Source organism: Pseudomonas sp. NBRC 111127 (genome assembly GCF_001320345.1).
Taxonomy (GTDB): domain Bacteria; phylum Pseudomonadota; class Gammaproteobacteria; order Pseudomonadales; family Pseudomonadaceae; genus Aquipseudomonas; species Aquipseudomonas juntendi.
Map to the genome: position 1 here is coordinate 1 of NZ_BCBD01000110.1, position 18,146 is coordinate 18,146.

An 18,146-nucleotide genomic window follows, 5' to 3' on the forward strand; every position below is an offset into this window, starting at 1 on the left:
CTTTTGGGCAAGAACATCCTGGGCAGCGGTTTCGATTTCGAGCTGTTCGTGCACACCGGTGCCGGGCGCTACATCTGCGGTGAAGAAACCGCGCTGATCAACTCGCTGGAAGGGCGCCGCGCCAACCCGCGCTCCAAACCTCCCTTCCCTGCTGCGGTGGGTGTATGGGGCAAACCGACCTGCGTGAACAACGTCGAAACCCTGTGCAACGTGCCAGCCATCGTCGCCAACGGCAACGACTGGTACAAGTCGCTGGCCCGTGAAGGCAGCGAAGACCACGGCACCAAGCTGATGGGCTTCTCCGGCAAGGTCAAGAACCCGGGCCTGTGGGAGCTGCCGTTCGGCGTTACCGCCCGCGAGCTGTTCGAGGACTACGCCGGTGGCATGCGTGACGGCTTCAAGCTCAAGTGCTGGCAGCCAGGCGGCGCCGGTACCGGCTTCCTGCTGCCCGAGCACCTCGACGCGCAGATGTACGCCGGTGGCATCGCCAAAGTCGGCACCCGCATGGGTACGGGCCTGGCCATGGCGGTCGACGACAGCGTCAACATGGTGTCGCTGCTGCGCAACATGGAAGAATTCTTCGCCCGCGAGTCGTGTGGCTGGTGCACCCCTTGCCGTGACGGCCTGCCGTGGAGCGTGAAAATGCTGCGCGCACTGGAAAACGGCCAGGGCCGCGCCGAAGACATCGAGACGCTGCTGGGGCTGGTCAACTTCCTCGGCCCAGGCCGTACCTTCTGTGCTCACGCACCGGGTGCCGTCGAGCCATTGGGCAGTGCCATCAAATACTTCCGCTCGGAGTTCGAGGCCGGTGTGGCGCCTGAAAGCGCTGGCACCCTGCGCCCGAACCTGGCGAAGCCGATTGTGGTCGGCGCATAAGAAGATAGAACGCGGGTGGTCCGTGCCACCCGCCAGCCCGCCGGCAGGCCCGAATGACTCGTGGCGTGCCGCAGGCTCACCGATTTCCATTAGCCACGCCCGCTAACGCGGGCCAACGAAGAACTTTGAACAATGGCCACTATCCACGTAGACGGCAAAGCGCTCGAAGTCAACGGTGCTGACAACCTGTTACAGGCGTGTCTGTCACTCGGCCTCGACATCCCTTATTTCTGCTGGCACCCCGCGCTTGGTAGCGTGGGTGCCTGCCGGCAGTGCGCGGTCAAGCAGTACACCGACGAGAACGACACCCGTGGTCGTATCGTCATGTCCTGCATGACCCCTGCTTCCGACGGCACCTGGATCTCCATCGACGATGAAGAGTCCAAGGCGTTCCGCGCCAGCGTCGTCGAATGGCTGATGACCAACCACCCGCACGACTGCCCGGTGTGCGAGGAAGGCGGTCACTGCCACCTGCAGGACATGACGGTAATGACCGGCCACAACGAGCGCCGCTACCGTTTCACCAAGCGTACCCACCAGAACCAGGACCTCGGCCCGTTCATCGCCCATGAGATGAACCGCTGCATCGCCTGCTACCGCTGCGTGCGCTACTACAAGGACTACGCCGGCGGGACCGACCTGGGTGTCTACGGCGCCCACGACAACGTGTACTTCGGTCGCGTCGAAGACGGGGTGCTGGAAAGCGAGTTCTCCGGCAACCTGACCGAAGTCTGCCCAACAGGCGTGTTCACCGACAAGACCCACTCCGAGCGCTACAACCGCAAGTGGGACATGCAGTTTGCCCCGAGCATCTGCCATGGCTGCTCCAGCGGCTGCAACATCAGCCCAGGCGAGCGCTATGGCGAGCTGCGCCGTATCGAAAACCGCTTCAACGGTTCGGTGAACCAGTACTTCCTGTGCGACCGCGGCCGCTTTGGCTACGGTTACGTCAACCGCACGGACCGCCCGCGCCAGCCACAACTGGCCGACGGCACCAAGCTGGGCCTGGACGCCGCCCTGGACAAGGCCGCCGACCTGCTGCGCGGCCGCACCATCGTCGGCATCGGTTCGCCACGCGCCAGCCTCGAAAGCAACTACGGCCTGCGTGAGCTGGTCGGTGCCGAGTACTTCTACTCGGGCATGGAAGCTGGCGAGCTGGCCCGGGTACGCCTGGCCCTGGACGTGCTGAACAACAGCCCGCTGCCGGTGCCGACCCTGCGCGATATCGAAGACCACGACGCCGTGTTCGTGCTGGGTGAAGACCTGACCCAGACCGCTGCCCGCGTCGCCCTGGCTGTGCGCCAGGCGACCAAGGGCAAGGCCGAGGCCATGGCCGAAGCGATGAAGGTGCAGCCTTGGCTCGACGCTGCCGTGAAGAACATCGGCCAGCACGCGCTGTACCCGCTGTTCATCGCTTCGCTGGCGCAAACCAAGCTGGACGACGTGGCGGAAGAGTGTGTACACGCAGCCCCCGCCGACCTGGCCCGCCTCGGCTTCGCCGTGGCCCACGCCATCGACCCGAGCGCCCCGGCTGTCGAAGGCCTGGACGCCGAAGCCAAAGGCCTGGCCCAGCGCATCGCCGACGCCCTGGTGGCCGCCAAGCGCCCATTGGTGGTAGCGGGCACTTCGCTGGCCGACCCGGCCCTGATCGAAGCCGCCGCCAACATCGCCAAGGCCCTGAAGCTGCGCGAGAAAAACGGCTCCCTGAGCCTGGTGGTGCCAGAGGCCAACAGCATCGGCCTGGCCATGCTCGGTGGCGAGTCGGTGGATGCCGCGCTGGACGCCGTCATCAGCGGCAAAGCCGATGCGATCGTGGTGCTGGAAAACGACCTGTACGCCCGCGTAGCGGCTGCCAAGGTCGACGCAGCCCTGGCGGCCGCCAAAGTGGTGATCGTCGCCGACCACTCGAAAACCCCGACGGTCGAGCGCGCCCACCTGGTGTTGCCGGCCGCCTCGTTCGCCGAAGGCGACGGTACCCTGGTCAGCCAGGAGGGCCGTGCCCAGCGCTTCTTCCAGGTGTTCGACCCGCAGTACCTGGACAGCAGCATCCAGATCCACGAAGGCTGGCGCTGGATGCACGCCCTGCGTGCCACCCTGCTGAACAAGCCGGTCGACTGGACGCAACTGGACCACGTCACCAGCGCCTGTGCTGCTGCCGCGCCGCAACTGGCCGGCATTGTCAATGCCGCGCCAAGCGCCGCGTTCCGCATCAAGGGCATGAAGCTGGCCCGCGAGCCGCTGCGCTACTCCGGCCGTACCGCCATGCGCGCCAACATCAGCGTGCACGAGCCACGTACCCCGCAAGACAAGGACACCGCGTTCGCCTTCTCCATGGAAGGCTACTCGGGCTCGGCCGAACCGCGCCAGCAGGTGCCGTTCGCCTGGTCGCCGGGCTGGAACTCGCCGCAAGCCTGGAACAAGTTCCAGGACGAGGTCGGTGGCCACCTGCGTGCTGGTGACCCGGGCGTGCGCCTGATCGAGTCGCAAGGCGACCGCCTGAACTGGTTCAGCGCCATTCCGGGCGCCTTCAACCCGGCCCGTGGCACCTGGACTGCCGTACCGTTCTTCCACCTGTTCGGCAGCGAAGAAAGCTCCTCGCGCGCCGCCCCGGTGCAACAGCGTATTCCGGCGGCCTACGTGGCCCTGGCCAAGTCCGAGGCCGACCGCCTGGGCGTCAACGAAGGTGCGCTGCTGAGCCTGACCGTTGCCGGTGTGGCCCTGCGCCTGCCGCTGCGTATCAATGAAGAGCTGGGCGCTGGCCTGGTCGCGCTGCCGAAAGGCCTGGCCGGCATTCCGCCTGCCATCTTCGGTGCACCCGTCGAAGGTCTGCAGGAGGCAGCACAATGAGCTGGTTCACCCCCGAAGTGATCGATGTGATCATCCAGGTCGTCAAGGCTATCGTGGTGCTGTTGGCCGTGGTGGTCTGCGGCGCGCTGCTCAGCTTCGTCGAACGCCGCTTGCTGGGCTGGTGGCAGGACCGCTACGGTCCGAACCGTGTCGGCCCGTTCGGCATGTTCCAGATCGCAGCCGACATGCTGAAGATGTTCTTCAAGGAAGACTGGAACCCGCCCTTCGTCGACAAGATGATCTTCACCCTGGCGCCAGTCGTGGCCATGAGCGCCCTGCTGATCGGCTTCTCGATCATCCCGATCACCCCGGGCTGGGGCGTCGCCGACCTGAACATCGGCCTGCTGTTCTTCTTCGCCATGGCCGGCCTGTCGGTCTACGCGGTGCTGTTTGCCGGCTGGTCGTCGAACAACAAGTACGCCCTGTTGGGCAGCTTGCGGGCTTCGGCACAGACCGTGTCGTACGAAGTGTTCCTGGGCCTGGCGCTGATGGGCGTGGTGGTGCAGGTGGGCTCGTTCAACATGCGCGACATCGTCGAGTACCAGGCGCAGAACCTGTGGTTCATCATTCCGCAGTTCTTCGGCTTCTGCACCTTCTTCATCGCTGGCGTGGCCGTGACTCACCGTCACCCGTTCGACCAGCCGGAAGCGGAACAGGAACTGGCCGACGGCTACCACATCGAGTATGCCGGCATGAAGTGGGGCATGTTCTTCGTCGGTGAGTACATCGGCATCATCCTCATCTCGGCGCTGCTGGTAACCCTGTTCTTCGGCGGCTGGCACGGCCCGTTCGGCATCCTGCCGCAACTGCCGTTCCTGTGGTTCGCATTGAAGACCGCGTTCTTCATCATGCTGTTCATCCTGCTGCGCGCCTCGATCCCGCGCCCACGCTATGACCAGGTGATGGACTTCAGCTGGAAGTTCTGCCTGCCGCTGACCCTGATCAATTTGCTGGTGACCGCTGCGCTCGTGCTCTACAACACGCCAGCCGTCGCGGCCCAGTGAGGATTTGACCCATGTTCAAGTATATCGGCGACATCGTTAAGGGCACCGGCACCCAGCTGCGCAGCCTGGCCATGGTGTTCTCCCACGGGTTTCGCAAACGCGACACCCTGCAGTACCCCGAAGAGCCCGTGTACCTGCCGCCGCGCTACCGCGGCCGCATCGTGCTCACCCGCGACCCCGACGGCGAGGAGCGCTGCGTAGCGTGCAACCTCTGCGCGGTGGCCTGCCCGGTCGGCTGCATCTCGCTGCAGAAAGCCGAAACCGAGGACGGCCGCTGGTACCCGGAGTTCTTCCGCATCAACTTCTCGCGCTGCATCTTCTGCGGCCTGTGTGAAGAAGCGTGCCCGACCACCGCGATCCAGCTGACTCCGGATTTCGAAATGGCCGAGTTCAAGCGTCAGGACCTGGTGTACGAGAAAGAAGATCTGCTGATCTCCGGCCCCGGCAAGAACCCTGACTACAACTTCTACCGTGTTGCGGGTATGGCCATCGCTGGCAAGCCGAAAGGCGCTGCACAGAACGAAGCCGAGCCGATCAACGTGAAGAGCTTGCTCCCATAAGGACAGAAAGATGGAATTCGCTTTCTACTTCGCATCCGGGATCGCCGTGGTGTCCACCCTTCGGGTGGTGACCGGCACCAACCCCGTGCACGCCTTGCTTTACCTGATCATTTCGCTGATTTCAGTGGCCATGATCTTCTTCTCCCTGGGTGCGCCGTTCGCCGGTGCCCTGGAAGTGATCGCCTACGCCGGCGCCATCATGGTGCTGTTCGTGTTCGTGGTGATGATGCTCAACCTCGGGCCGGCTTCGGTGGCCCAGGAGCGCGGCTGGCTCAAGCCCGGCATCTGGGCCGGGCCGGTCATCCTTGGCGCCCTGCTGCTGGCGGAGCTGCTGTACGTGCTGTTCGTCAGCCCGAGCGGCGCCGGCATCAGCGGTACCACCGTGGGCCCGAAAGCCGTGGGGGTCAGCCTGTTCGGCCCCTACCTGCTGGTGGTCGAACTGGCGTCGATGCTGCTGCTGGCGGCAGCTGTGACCGCCTTCCACCTGGGCCGCAACGAGGCGAAGGAGTAAATCATGGGTGCTATCCCTCTCGAACATGGCCTGGCAGTCGCCGGCATCCTGTTCTGCTTAGGTCTGGTTGGCCTGATGGTCCGCCGCAACATCCTCTTCGTGCTCATGAGCCTGGAAGTCATGATGAACGCCTCTGCCCTGGCGTTCGTCGTCGCCGGGGCCCGTTGGGTCCAGCCCGACGGCCAGGTGATGTTCATTCTGGTGATCAGCCTGGCAGCTGCCGAGGCCAGCATTGGCCTGGCCATCCTGCTGCAGCTGTACCGCCGGTTCCACACTCTCGACATCGATGCTGCCAGTGAGATGCGCGGATGAACCTTCTCTTCCTGACTTTCGTCTTCCCCCTCATCGGCTTCCTGCTGCTGTCGTTCTCGCGCGGACGGTTCTCGGAGAACCTGTCCGCGCTGATCGGCGTCGGCTCGGTAGGCCTGTCGGCGGCCACGGCCGCCTACGTCATCTGGCAATTCAACGTCGCCCCACCTGAAGGCGGCGCTTACAGCCAGTTGCTGTGGCAGTGGATGTCGGTGGACGGCTTCGCGCCGAACTTCACCCTGTACCTGGACGGCCTGTCGGTCACCATGCTCGGCGTGGTCACCGGTGTGGGCTTCCTGATCCACCTGTTCGCCTCCTGGTACATGCGTGGCGAAGCCGGCTACTCGCGCTTCTTCTCGTACACCAACCTGTTCATCGCCAGCATGCTGTTCCTGATCCTTGGCGATAACCTGCTGTTCATCTACTTCGGCTGGGAAGGCGTGGGTCTGTGCTCGTACCTGTTGATCGGTTTCTACTACAGCAACCGCAACAACGGTAATGCCGCGCTCAAGGCATTCATCGTCACCCGCATCGGCGACGTGTTCATGGCCATCGGCCTGTTCATCCTGTTCGCCCAGCTGGGTACCTTGAACGTGCAGGAGCTGCTGGTACTGGCACCACAGAAATTCCAGGCGGGCGACACCTGGATGGTGCTGGCAACGCTGATGCTGCTGGGCGGTGCGGTGGGTAAATCGGCCCAGCTGCCACTGCAGACCTGGCTGGCGGACGCGATGGCCGGCCCGACCCCGGTTTCGGCACTGATCCACGCCGCGACCATGGTGACTGCGGGCGTGTACCTGATCGCCCGTACCAACGGCCTGTTCCTGCTGGCACCCGACATCCTGCACCTGGTAGGCGTAGTCGGTGGCGTGACCCTGGTACTGGCCGGCTTCGCTGCGCTGGTGCAAACCGACATCAAGCGTATCCTCGCCTACTCGACCATGAGCCAGATCGGCTACATGTTCCTGGCCCTGGGCGTCGGTGCCTGGGACGCGGCGATCTTCCACCTGATGACCCACGCGTTCTTCAAGGCACTGCTGTTCCTGGCCTCCGGTGCGGTGATCGTTGCCTGCCACCACGAGCAGAACATCTTCAAGATGGGCGGCCTGTGGAAGAAACTGCCCCTGGCCTATGCCAGCTTCGTGGTCGGTGGCGCGGCCCTGGCCGCACTGCCGATCGTGACGGTAGGCTTCTACTCCAAGGACGAGATCCTCTGGGAAGCCTTCGCCAGCGGCAACACCGGCCTGCTGTACGCCGGCCTGGTGGGCGCGTTCATGACCTCGCTGTACACCTTCCGCCTGATCTTCATCGCCTTCCATGGCGAAGCCAAGACCGAAGCGCATGCCGGCCACGGCATCAGCCACTGGCTGCCGCTGGGCGTACTGATCGTGCTGTCGACCTTCATCGGTGCCTGGATCACCCCACCGCTGGCCGGCGTGCTGCCTGAAAGCGCCGGCCATGCCGGTGGCGCCGCCAAGCACGCGCTGGAAATCACCTCGGGGTCGATCGCCATTGCCGGTATCCTGCTGGCAGCCCTGCTGTTCCTGGGCAAGCGCAGCTTCGTCAGTGCGGTGGCCAACAGCAGCATCGGCCGCGTGCTTTCGGCCTGGTGGTTCGCTGCCTGGGGCTTCGACTGGATCTACGACAAGCTGTTCGTCAAACCTTACCTGCTGATCAGCCACATGCTGCGCAAGGATCCGGTTGACCGCGGCATTGGCCTCATCCCTCGCCTGGCTCGCGGCGGCCACGTCGCCATGAGCAAGACCGAGACAGGCCAACTGCGCTGGTACACCGCCTCGATCGCCGTTGGCGCAGTGCTGGTACTCGGCGCTGTGGTAGTGGCTGCGGTATGACCATGAACTTTGCGAACCTTGCGACCCTGCAAAAGGAAACGAACCCGTCATGATTTTGCCTTGGCTGATCCTGATCCCCTTCATCGGCGGCTTCCTGTGCTGGCTGGGTGAGCGCTTCGGCGCCACCCTGCCGCGCTGGATCGCGCTGCTGACCATGTCCCTGCTGCTAGGCATCGGCCTGTGGCTGTGGGCTCACGGCGATTACACCCTCGCCCCCGCACCTGGCGCCGAACCGGCCTGGGCCCTGGAATACAAAGTCCAGTGGATCCAGCGCTTCGGCATCAGCATCCACCTGGCCCTCGATGGCCTGTCGCTGCTGATGATCCTGCTTACCGGCCTGCTCGGTGTGCTGTCGGTCCTGTGCTCGTGGAAAGAAATCCAGCGTCACGTCGGCTTCTTCCACCTCAACCTGATGTGGATCCTGGGCGGCGTGGTCGGTGTGTTCCTGGCACTGGACCTGTTCCTGTTCTTCTTCTTCTGGGAAATGATGCTGGTGCCGATGTACTTCCTCATCGCGCTCTGGGGTCACAGCTCGGCAGATGGCAAGAAGACCCGGATCTACGCGGCGACCAAGTTCTTCATCTTCACCCAGGCCAGTGGCCTGATCATGCTGGTGGCGATCCTTGGCCTGGTCCTGGTCAACTACAACACCACCGGCGTGCTCACCTTCAACTACAGCGACCTGCTCAAGGCCCAGTTGCCTGCGGGCGTGGAATACCTGCTGATGCTGGGCTTCTTCATCGCCTTTGCGGTGAAGCTGCCGGTGGTGCCGTTCCACTCCTGGTTGCCTGACGCTCACGCCCAGGCGCCCACTGCAGGTTCCGTGGACCTGGCCGGTATCCTGCTGAAGACTGCGGCCTATGGCCTGCTGCGCTTCGCCCTGCCGCTGTTCCCGAACGCCTCGGCCGAGTTCGCGCCGATTGCCATGACCCTGGGCCTGATCGGCATCTTCTACGGTGCGTTCCTGGCTTTCGCGCAAACCGACATCAAGCGCCTGATCGCCTTCTCCAGCGTCTCGCACATGGGCTTCGTGCTGATCGGTATCTACTCCGGCAGCCAGCAGGCCCTGCAAGGCGCGGTGATCCAGATGCTGGCCCACGGCCTGTCGGCTGCCGCGCTGTTCATCCTGTCGGGCCAGCTGTACGAGCGCCTGCACACCCGTGACATGCGCCAGATGGGCGGCCTGTGGCACCGTATCGCCTACCTGCCCGCCATCAGCCTGTTCTTCGCCGCTGCCTCGCTGGGCCTGCCCGGCACCGGCAACTTCGTCGGCGAGTTCCTGATCCTGCTCGGCAGCTTCGTCCATGTACCGTGGATCACCGTGATCGCCACCACCGGCCTGGTATTTGGCTCGGTGTACTCGCTGATCATGATCCACCGCGCCTACTTCGGCCCGGCCAAGAGCGACACCGTACTGGCCGGCATGGACGGTCGCGAGCTGATCATGGTGCTGGGCCTTGCGGTCCTGCTGATCCTGCTGGGCGTGTATCCGCAGCCATTCCTCGACACCTCTGCCGCCACCATGAGTGGTGTGCAGCAGTGGCTCGGCTCCGCTTTCACTCAACTCGCTTCGGCCCGGTAAGAGCGCTATGGAATTCACCACTCAACACTTCATCGCATTGGCGCCGATGCTGATCACCACCATCACCACGGTGGTGGTGATGCTGGCGATCGCCTGGAAGCGCAACCACTCGCAAACCTTCCTGCTATCCACCGTGGGCCTGAACCTGGCGCTGCTGTCGATCCTGCCGGTGCTGAAGGTGGCACCGTTGGCGGTCACCCCGCTGCTGACCATCGACAAGTTCGCCTGCCTGTACATGGCGATCATCCTGGTGGCCACGCTGGCTTGCGTCACCCTGGCCCACGCCTACCTGGGCGAAGGCTCCAAAGGCTTCCCGGGCAACCGTGAAGAGCTCTACCTGCTGCTGCTGATGTCGGCACTCGGTGGCCTGGTGCTGGTCAGCGCCAACCACCTGGCGGGGCTGTTCATCGGCCTGGAGCTGCTGTCGGTGCCGGTCTACGGCCTGGTGGCCTATGCGTTCTTCAACAAGCGCTCGCTGGAAGCCGGTATCAAGTACATGGTGCTGTCGGCCGCCGGGTCAGCGTTCCTGCTGTTCGGCATGGCCTTGCTGTACGCCGACGCCGGCAGCCTGAGCTTCGACCAGATCGGCAAGGCCCTGGCGGCTACCAGCATGCCAAGCCTGGTGGCCCAACTGGGCCTGGGCATGATGCTGGTCGGCCTGGCCTTCAAGCTGTCGCTGGTACCTTTCCACCTGTGGACCCCGGACGTGTACGAAGGCGCCCCGGCGCCGGTTGCCGCGTTCCTGGCAACCGCCAGCAAGGTCGCGGTGTTCGCCGTGGTCGTGCGCCTGTTCATGCTCTCCCCTGCTGCCAGCAGCGGCGTGCTGAGCACCGTACTGGCGGTCATCGCCGTTGCCTCCATCCTGGTCGGTAACCTGCTGGCGCTGACCCAGAGCAACCTCAAGCGCCTGCTCGGTTACTCGTCCATCGCCCACTTCGGTTACCTGCTCATCGCCCTGATCGCCAGCAAGGGCCTGGCCCTGGAAGCCATGGGCGTGTACCTGGTCACCTACGTGATCACCAGCCTGGGCGCCTTCGGGGTCATCACCCTGATGTCCTCGCCCTATGGCGGCCGTGACGCCGATGCCCTGTACGAATACCGCGGCCTGTTCTGGCGCCGCCCGTACCTGACTGCAGTGCTGACCGTGATGATGCTGTCGCTGGCGGGCATCCCGCTGACCGCCGGTTTCATCGGCAAGTTCTACATCATCGCCACCGGTGTCGAGTCGCACCTGTGGTGGCTGGTTGGTGCCCTGGTGATCGGCAGCGCCATCGGCGTGTACTACTACCTGCGTGTCATGGTCACCCTGTACCTGGTCGAGCCGAACCTGCGTCGCCACGACGCACCGCTGAAGTGGGAGCAGCGCACCGGTGGCGTCATGCTGCTGGCCATCGCCATTCTTGCTTTCGTACTGGGTGTGTACCCGCAACCCCTGCTGGAAATGGTCCAGCAAGCCGGCCTGCAACTGATCGGCTGATTGCCCTGGCAATGAAAACACCCCGCTGATGCGGGGTGTTTTTTTATGTGCGTGTTTTAGGTCGCTGAGCATGCCAGCTCATTCACCACGGCTACCCAGCCCTGCGCCCGGCAGGGCCGCCTTGCGCAAATCACCATTGGCTGAAGGCAGGTAGACTTCCGGGTTGGGCATGCCGCTGGGCGACAGTTCATGGGTCATTTCGAATTCGGCACGTACCGACCAGCCACAGGCCTCGGTTGTGCATTGCAAATAAGCAATGCGCAGGAAAATATGGCGACCTTCACTGGTGCGGATGCGCATCCTGCTGTGGCAGTGCGGGCAGACAAGCTTGTAGGTACTCACGGCAAGTACCTGCAAGCACTGTTCAGGTTCAACTTCAGTGAGAATGCTCGCCGGAGTGTGTCAGTATTGGCCACAAAATCGGGACTATTCTTCAGTTTGGTGTTTCTCATTGCAGAAATGCTCCTTAAAACGCAGGGCTGTATTCATAACGAGTAGTTTAAGCCCATGGAATATCATTAAACCAGTCATGGATATTTGTTATGAGTACTCACGTACTGGCTGCGGTGCTCACGCGGCTCAAGCTTCTAACTGGCGCGCAGTCCGACGCCGATCTTTCGCGGGCACTGTCGGTGAGCCCGCAGACGCTCAGCAGCTGGAAGGTGCGCGATAGCATTCCCTATTCCCTTTGCATCGAGATCGCCAGGCAACATGCCTGCTCGCTGGACTGGCTTCTGCTCGGCCATGGCGAACAGGCCCCGGCAAGCCGGGGCCTGACGGGTTGGGAAGCCGATGTGCTCGAACGCCTGCGCACCTTGTCGCCCAGCGACCGCCAAGCCATCTTGCTGTTCATCGAAGACAAGCAGCGAATCCGGCAACTGGAACAGCGGTTGAGCGAGCTGGCAGGTTAACCCCGCTTACGCCAGCGCTGGATCAGTTCACGCGGGTCGAGGGTGTCGACCAGCACCATGACCTTCAGGCTGACCGGAATGACGATTACCGCTGCCACAAAACCGGCCATGCCACGTGACAGCAAGGGCACCGACTCCGAAATCAGCGGCTCGAACAAATGGCCCACGCCTACGGTGACGAACACCAGCAAGAGTTTCTTGGCCAGTGTCAGCCGCTTGGCGGTGTTGGTGATCAACCGGTCGCGTGCGGCACTGACCAGCAACGCCCCCAGCAGCGCGGCGAACAACACATTGCCATCCACCCCCAGCATCTGCGCCAGGGTTGAACCCAAGTGGTCGCAGAACCATTGTTCAGGCATGTTTCAGCCCTCGTCGCGGTCCAGCCAGGCAAGGCACGGAACCCAAGGTATGCAGGATCGCGGCTTCGACAAAACGGGTGTAACACACGTGCAAGGCGCGCCCATGGTCATGCCCGGCCACGTCCTCGAGGCGTTGGTAGCCCCGCTCACGCAGCGCCGCTCGCCAGCGGGCGAACTCGCTTGCCGCAGCAATCACGGCACAGCGCGCGGCCACCTCCAGCGCCGCATCACTGACTGGCTGCTGCAGCTTCAGGCGTTCATGCAACCTGCCCAAGTCCACCTGCGGCCAGAACGGGTCGTGGCTATCGGCAATGCGTGGTAGGCGATCGGTACTCATGCGTCACCTCCTCATTGCTCGGCCAGCATGCCGTAACGAATAGCCTTGATCACTGCAGCTACCCGGGTGGGCACATCGAATTTGCGCAGGATGTTGGACACGTGGAAATTCACGGTCGACTCCTTGCACGCCAGGATCTGCCCGATTTCCCAGGAACTCTTGCCATAGGCGCACCACAGCAGCACCTGCTGTTCACGTGGTGTCAGGCGCACCGGGGCGTCCGCCGGAGGGTGCTGCGAATGTCGAGCGTTGTCGGTCATGTTTGAACTCCACGGGTGAGTGAGCACGGCACGCTTGCCGATCTGCGTTCACCTTACGAAGCCCGGGCGGCAGCCTCCATCGCCGCCGCTTGTAAAGAACTTTCGTACAAAAGCGTCTGACGAAAGCAGCGGGAAAATGAGTGCTTTTCTTCGTGCTCCCGGCGGCATTTCGCTCGTCTCAACGCCGTTGTCCATTCGCTTTTCGCCTGGAGTCGTACAATGCGTCGCGTTATGCCCCTGTCATCCTGCCTGGGCCTGCTGGCTGCCATGGGCGCCACCCAGCCCGCCGTGGCGGCACCCTCGGTCGAGCTCGACCAGGTTCTGATCACCGACGAGGAGCAGACCGAACTGACGGCCGCCACCCAGCGCCTGCGCGAAATACCGGGCGCCAGCAACCTGGTGGACATGCAACGCGTCGGCCAAGGCCGGGTGGCCAGCAACCAGGACGTGCTGGCCTACCAGCCCGGTGTGTTCGCACAATCGGCAGGCAACGACGGGATCAAGTTGTCAATCCGCGGCTCAGGCCTCAATCGTGCCCCGGGGGCACATGGCTCTGGCATCTACACGATGTTCGACGGGCTGCCATTGACCGGCCCGGGGGGCACCCCCTACGAGCTGTTCGAACCCTTGTGGCTAAGCCGCGCCGAAGTGTTGCGCGGCGCCAACGGCTTCGATCAGGGCGCGCTGGCACTGGGTGGCGCGATCAACTACGTCACCCACACTGGCTATGACGCTGCACCGCTGCAGGTACGCTACGAGGTGGGCAGCCGCGGCTACCAGCATCGGCATATCAGCTCGGGCCAGGTGCTGGGCAACCTCGACTACTACGTCGCGTTGACCGATGCCGAATACGACGGTTACCAGGCTCACAGCAGCGGCAGTGCCAAGGGCGTGGCTGCCAATGTCGGCTACCGCTTCAACCCCAACCTCGAAACGCGCTTCTACCTGCGCTACCGGGAAACCGAGAACGAACTGGCCGGGCGCCTGACCAAGGACCAGATCAAGCACCACCCTCGGGCGGCCAACCCGGCCTACCTGGCCCGTGACGATAGCCGCCCGCAACCGGGCAGCACCTGGGTAGGCAACAAGACTACCTTCTACCTCGACGATGACGCGCGGGTGGAAGCCGGCCTGGTCTACCACGACTACCCCATGGACCTGCGCGAAGGGCCGATGCGCCTGAAGGTGGCCTATACCGACGTCAGCGGCACGCTCAACTATTCGCGCCGCGACAGCCTGTACGGCCACGAGAGCAAGACCACTCTCGGCTGGCGCACCACCAAACACCTGCCCAACAGCGGCGCCTCGCAGTTCGCCCGCTCTGGTGATGTGTTCGGTGCAAGGACTCGGGACTTCACCTACCAGGGCTCCGATACCGTGCTGCATGCCGGCAATGACCTGGAACTGGTGCCCAACCTGTGGCTGACCACCGGCCTGGCCATGATCTACACCCGGCGTGAAAGCGACGTCACCTACCCTGCCGAGGGCGGCAAAGTGAGCATGCATGACTGGGATTACGCCCCCCGTGTGGGCTTGCGCTACGACCTTCGGCCGGACCTGCAGGTGTATGGCAACCTCAGCCGTTCGGTCGAGCCGCCACACCCCTGGTCGCTGATCTGGAGCGCACCGAATACTGGCGGCAAACAGATCCAGCCGATCGAAATGCAGAACCAGACTGCAACCACCCTGGAAGTGGGCGCACGTGGCGATTCGGCCATCGGCCGCTGGGACCTGGCCTGGTACTACGCACAGGTGCGCCACGAACTGCTCGCCGTGGAAGTGGTGCCGAACTTCACCTCCGAGTTCAATGCCAGCGCCACGGTGCACCAAGGTGTGGAAGCCGGCCTCGTCAGCACCTTGTGGGAACGCGCAGGCACGGGCAAGTTGAGCCTGCGCCAGGCCTATACATTCAGTGACTTCCACTACCGCGATGACGAGGCGTTCGGTGACAATCGCCTGCCCGGCATCCCCATGCATTATTATCAGGCCGAGCTGCGCTACGACTGGCCGAACGGTTTCCATGCCGGGGTGAGTACCCAGCTGGCATCCAAGGTTCAGGTGGACTACGCCAACAGCTACCACGCTGATGAATATGCCCTGCTCGGCGCGCGCATCGGTTGGGATTCACCCCGCCAGGACTGGCAAACCTGGCTGGACCTGCGCAACCTCACCAACCAGCGTTATGCAGCGACGGTGACGCCCGCCTACAACGATGCCGGTAATGACAATGCGCGCTCCACCCCGGGCGAAGGCTTCAGTGTATACGCCGGGGTTTCCTACAGCTTCCGCTGACGCATGGCGCCCCTTGCAGCAGCGGGCCAGGCCACTGCGGCAAGGGGCATCCCACGAGTGGGTTGGCGGATCAGACCGACCGGTTCAGCTTCACCCATGAAGCAAACTTGTCGATGAAGGCCTGCAGGAATGGCCGGGTCTTTTCGTTGAGCTTGCCCGACTCGTCGAACAGGTTGGCGGCACCGCCAATGTAGGCTTCGGGCATCTGCATGCACGGCATGTCCAGAAATACCAGCGCCTGGCGCACGGCATGGTTGGCACCAAAGCCGCCGATAGCCCCTGGCGAAACGCTCACCACCGCGGTGGGCTTGCCGCTCCAGGCACTGTGCCCGTAAGGCCGGGAGCCAACGTCAATGGCGTTTTTCAGGCAGCCCGGGACCGAGCGGTTGTATTCAGGGGTGACGAACAGCACGGCATCGCTGCGCCGAATTTCATCGCGAAACCGTTTCCAGGACTCGGGAGCACCCTCGGCCTCGACATCCTCGTTGTACAGCGGCAGATCGCCAATTTCGACGATTTTCAGGGCAAGGCTGGACGATGCCAGCTCCGCAAGTGCGCGAGCGACCTTACGGTTGTAGGACTCCTTGCGCAAGCTACCGACAACAACCGCAACCGAATACACCTGGCTCATGGCAATTTCCTACCTATACGGGTTAAAGGACGTTGTAGTTATAGATGACCGTTTCTCGCCGCTTTGGTTTTTTTTCATCGACGCGAAAACTTCCAGCCCTCCTGCACGGTCTATGACTACAGACATTTCCTACGTATTTCAGAGGTTTCCACCCAAATGGCAGCAGTAATGGTCGGCCAATTCCACGCCCGTGACGCCGAAGGCCGCATCTACCCCGTGCACGAGTTTCAGGAGTCGACCCTGCAACTTGACGGCAGCACGCTGGGCGCCCCCATCACCACCTACCGCCTGGCCATCGGCGACAAGGTCAATTACCTGGGTGAAAACCGCTTCGAGCTGGCGCGCAGCGGTGTCGAGCTTATTCGCATTCCGTGAAGCAAGCCTTGGCGCATGGCCGGTGATGGATGACCGGCAGCAGCAAGACAGATAGCCACAATCAGCCGGCAGCTGACTCGGTCAGCACCTGCCACATCGAAGGCCCGCCTGCCGATTTGGCTATGGCTGCCAACCGCTCGGCATGCGCTTCCAGCTCTTGGGCATTGGCCATGATCACGCGCCCCGGCGCTCGCCCGGTGATCCGGCGGATTTCGCTGCCGCCGCCAGCCTGCCCGTCACCTTCGGCATCCGCCCCATGGCCGGCCAGCGACAGGCTGGTCTGGCCACCGGTCATCGCCAGGTAGACGTCGGCCAGCAGTTCCGAGTCGAGCAGTGCGCCGTGCAGCTCGCGACCCGAGTTGTCGATATCGTAGCGTTTGCACAGCGCATCGAGGCTGTTGCGCTGCCCCGGGTGGCGCGAACGCGCCAGCAGCAAGGTGTCGAGAACGGTGCAGTACTGCGACACGTCCGCGCGATGCTGCTGGCCCAGCAAGGCGAATTCGTTGTTGATGAAGCCTACGTCGAACGCCGCGTTGTGGATGACCAGCGTGGCGCCCTGGATGAACTCGAAGAATTCATCGGCTACATCGGCGAAGCGCGGCTTGCCGACCAGGAACGCGTCGGTGATGCCGTGGACGTTGATCGCCCCCTCGTCGCTTTCGCGGTCCGGCTGCAGGTAGACATGGAAATGCCGCCCGGTCAGCCGCCGGCCGATCACCTCGACACAGCCGATTTCGATGATCCGGTGACCTTCGCCAACCGGCATACCCGTGGTCTCGGTATCGAGAATCACGTACCGTTTATCTTGCTGCTGCTCCACGCCGGGCGCTCCAACTTGCATCAGTTACAAAGCGGCGATTGTACCCCAGCTCAACGCTGGGCGCGCACCTCATCGACCCCTCGGTTGGCCAACTGGTCGGCCCGTTCGTTGCCGGGGTGGCCGATGTGCCCGCGTACCCACTTCCAGGTGACCTTGTGGCGGTTGACCTGCTCATCGAGCAGTTGCCACAGGTCGGCGTTTTTTACCGGCTCCTTGGCCGCGGTTTTCCAGCCGCGCTTCTTCCAATTGACCATCCACTCGTTGATGCCCTTCATCACATATTGCGAGTCGGTGGTCAGCACGACTTCGCATTCACGCTTGAGCGACATCAGCCCCTGGATCGCCGCCATCAGCTCCATGCGGTTGTTGGTGGTTTCACGTTCGCCGCCCCACAGTTCCTTCTCGACGCCCTTGTAGATCATCAGCACCCCCCAGCCACCCGGGCCAGGGTTGCCCTTGCAGGCACCATCGGTAAACATTTCGACGCTATCGCTCATGTACCACTCTTGAATTCAGTGCTTGTCAGTTTCAGGGTTGGCTGCCGTGCGGTTGACCTTGGCCAGCGGCAGCGGCAGCAGCTTGCCCATGGGCTCGCGACGCTGCTGACGCAGGGGCCGCAGCCCTACCACCATCTTGCGCGCCACCAGCAGGTAGACCCCACCACCGGCACCTTGCCAGCCGCCGGCCAGCCGCTCCCAGCCTTGCAGGCGCTGCTGCCAGGCCGGTGAGGCAAGCGGCGGACGATAGCACCCGAAGCGGCGTTTCTCCAGCGCGAAGCCCAGCAGGTTGAGCCAGTCGCCAACCCGCGACGGCGAGATGCAGCGCGCCTTGCGCAAGGCGCCATGGCTGAAGAAATGGCGCATGCCCCAACTGCTCCACGGGTTGATGCCCACGATCAGCAAGTGCCCGCCCGGGCGCACGGCACTGGCTGCCTCGCGCAGCAGGCCATGCGGCGACAGGCAGAAGTCCAGGCCATGCTGCAGCACCACCACGTCGGCAGCATGCTCGCTCAGCGGCCAGGCCTGTTCCTCGCAGACAATTTCAACCCCCGGCAACGGCGCACCAAGACGCACATTGCGCTGCACCTGGGGTGCCTGGGGCGGTGCTTCGGCGCAGGGCCCGTAATGCACCAGGTAACCGCC

20 protein-coding genes are annotated in these 18,146 nt (G+C 63.5%); 12 read left to right on the forward strand and 8 right to left on the reverse strand.

Annotated features, from left to right (window positions below):
* From APH30_RS18615 to nuoN, 9 genes are all read left to right on the forward strand, one after another.
* Positions 1-876: NADH-ubiquinone oxidoreductase-F iron-sulfur binding region domain-containing protein (locus APH30_RS18615; RefSeq protein ID WP_305728794.1), on the forward strand; the 876-nt coding region annotated here is incomplete at its 5' end.
* 132 nt (positions 877-1,008) lie between these two features.
* The gene (gene nuoG, locus APH30_RS18620; protein WP_054913410.1) at positions 1,009-3,723 is read left to right on the forward strand and encodes an NADH-quinone oxidoreductase subunit NuoG; all 2,715 of its coding nucleotides are present in this window, start codon (positions 1,009-1,011) and stop codon (positions 3,721-3,723) included.
* Positions 3,720-4,727, forward strand: coding sequence for an NADH-quinone oxidoreductase subunit NuoH (gene nuoH / locus APH30_RS18625; RefSeq protein ID WP_029886631.1), 1,008 nt, complete (start codon positions 3,720-3,722; stop codon positions 4,725-4,727). The genes nuoG and nuoH overlap by 4 nt, the downstream gene beginning before the upstream one ends.
* Before the next feature lie 11 nt (positions 4,728-4,738).
* On the forward strand, positions 4,739-5,287 hold the full coding sequence (gene nuoI, locus APH30_RS18630) for an NADH-quinone oxidoreductase subunit NuoI (protein WP_016488223.1): 549 nt from the start codon (positions 4,739-4,741) through the stop codon (positions 5,285-5,287).
* A gap of 10 nt (positions 5,288-5,297) precedes the next feature.
* Positions 5,298-5,798: an NADH-quinone oxidoreductase subunit J gene (gene nuoJ / locus APH30_RS18635; protein WP_054913411.1), complete on the forward strand. Its 501-nt coding sequence runs from the start codon at positions 5,298-5,300 to the stop codon at positions 5,796-5,798.
* Positions 5,799-5,801: 3 nt separating this feature from the next.
* Positions 5,802-6,110, forward strand: coding sequence for an NADH-quinone oxidoreductase subunit NuoK (gene nuoK / locus APH30_RS18640; RefSeq protein WP_003251446.1), 309 nt, complete (start codon positions 5,802-5,804; stop codon positions 6,108-6,110).
* Positions 6,107-7,960, forward strand: coding sequence for an NADH-quinone oxidoreductase subunit L (gene nuoL, locus APH30_RS18645; protein ID WP_009686419.1), 1,854 nt, complete (start codon positions 6,107-6,109; stop codon positions 7,958-7,960). The genes nuoK and nuoL overlap by 4 nt, the downstream gene beginning before the upstream one ends.
* A 49-nt stretch (positions 7,961-8,009) precedes the next feature.
* Complete coding sequence (gene nuoM / locus APH30_RS18650; protein ID WP_029886633.1) at positions 8,010-9,542, forward strand: NADH-quinone oxidoreductase subunit M; 1,533 nt, start codon at positions 8,010-8,012, stop codon at positions 9,540-9,542.
* A 7-nt stretch (positions 9,543-9,549) separates the two neighbouring features.
* A complete protein-coding gene (gene nuoN, locus APH30_RS18655) occupies positions 9,550-11,019 on the forward strand; it encodes an NADH-quinone oxidoreductase subunit NuoN (RefSeq protein WP_009686417.1) in 1,470 nt (489 codons plus the stop codon).
* Between the two features lie 78 nt (positions 11,020-11,097).
* Here the strand turns inward: nuoN and APH30_RS18660 are convergent, their stop codons facing one another.
* Positions 11,098-11,361, reverse strand: a complete 264-nt coding sequence (locus tag APH30_RS18660; RefSeq protein ID WP_054904827.1) for an ogr/Delta-like zinc finger family protein — start codon at positions 11,359-11,361, stop codon at positions 11,098-11,100.
* 200 nt (positions 11,362-11,561) lie between these two features.
* Here APH30_RS18660 and APH30_RS18665 point away from each other — a divergent pair, with 200 nt between their 5' ends.
* Positions 11,562-11,930, forward strand: a complete 369-nt coding sequence (locus APH30_RS18665; protein ID WP_029886636.1) for a helix-turn-helix domain-containing protein — start codon at positions 11,562-11,564, stop codon at positions 11,928-11,930.
* On the opposite strand, the gene APH30_RS18670 is transcribed toward APH30_RS18665, so the two are convergent.
* The 3 genes from APH30_RS18670 to APH30_RS18680 are packed head-to-tail and all read right to left on the reverse strand — an operon-like array spanning position 11,927 to position 12,886.
* Positions 11,927-12,289, reverse strand: a complete 363-nt coding sequence (locus APH30_RS18670) for a hypothetical protein (RefSeq protein ID WP_009686414.1) — start codon at positions 12,287-12,289, stop codon at positions 11,927-11,929. The genes APH30_RS18665 and APH30_RS18670 overlap by 4 nt on opposite strands.
* Positions 12,282-12,626, reverse strand: coding sequence for a head completion/stabilization protein (locus APH30_RS18675; RefSeq protein WP_054913412.1), 345 nt, complete (start codon positions 12,624-12,626; stop codon positions 12,282-12,284). The genes APH30_RS18670 and APH30_RS18675 overlap by 8 nt, the downstream gene beginning before the upstream one ends.
* A gap of 11 nt (positions 12,627-12,637) precedes the next feature.
* Complete coding sequence (locus tag APH30_RS18680; RefSeq protein WP_029886638.1) at positions 12,638-12,886, reverse strand: response regulator transcription factor; 249 nt, start codon at positions 12,884-12,886, stop codon at positions 12,638-12,640.
* 219 nt (positions 12,887-13,105) lie between these two features.
* On the opposite strand from APH30_RS18680, the gene APH30_RS18685 reads away from it, so the two are divergent.
* On the forward strand, positions 13,106-15,178 hold the full coding sequence (locus APH30_RS18685; RefSeq protein WP_054913413.1) for a TonB-dependent receptor domain-containing protein: 2,073 nt from the start codon (positions 13,106-13,108) through the stop codon (positions 15,176-15,178).
* 70 nt (positions 15,179-15,248) lie between these two features.
* Here the strand turns inward: APH30_RS18685 and APH30_RS18690 are convergent, their stop codons facing one another.
* On the reverse strand, positions 15,249-15,809 hold the full coding sequence (locus APH30_RS18690) for an NADPH-dependent FMN reductase (RefSeq protein WP_054913414.1): 561 nt from the start codon (positions 15,807-15,809) through the stop codon (positions 15,249-15,251).
* Between the two features lie 156 nt (positions 15,810-15,965).
* Here APH30_RS18690 and APH30_RS18695 point away from each other — a divergent pair, with 156 nt between their 5' ends.
* Positions 15,966-16,184, forward strand: coding sequence for a hypothetical protein (locus APH30_RS18695; RefSeq protein ID WP_009686408.1), 219 nt, complete (start codon positions 15,966-15,968; stop codon positions 16,182-16,184).
* Between the two features lie 61 nt (positions 16,185-16,245).
* Here APH30_RS18695 and dnaQ read toward each other — a convergent pair whose 3' ends face one another.
* The 3 genes from dnaQ to APH30_RS18710 all read right to left on the reverse strand — a co-directional run.
* On the reverse strand, positions 16,246-17,004 hold the full coding sequence (dnaQ, locus tag APH30_RS18700) for a DNA polymerase III subunit epsilon (RefSeq protein ID WP_054913415.1): 759 nt from the start codon (positions 17,002-17,004) through the stop codon (positions 16,246-16,248).
* 50 nt (positions 17,005-17,054) lie between these two features.
* A complete protein-coding gene (gene rnhA / locus APH30_RS18705) occupies positions 17,055-17,501 on the reverse strand; it encodes a ribonuclease HI (RefSeq protein WP_029886642.1) in 447 nt (148 codons plus the stop codon).
* Positions 17,502-17,516: 15 nt separating this feature from the next.
* The coding region (locus tag APH30_RS18710; protein WP_054913416.1) for a class I SAM-dependent methyltransferase at positions 17,517-18,146 on the reverse strand (630 nt) is incomplete at its 5' end.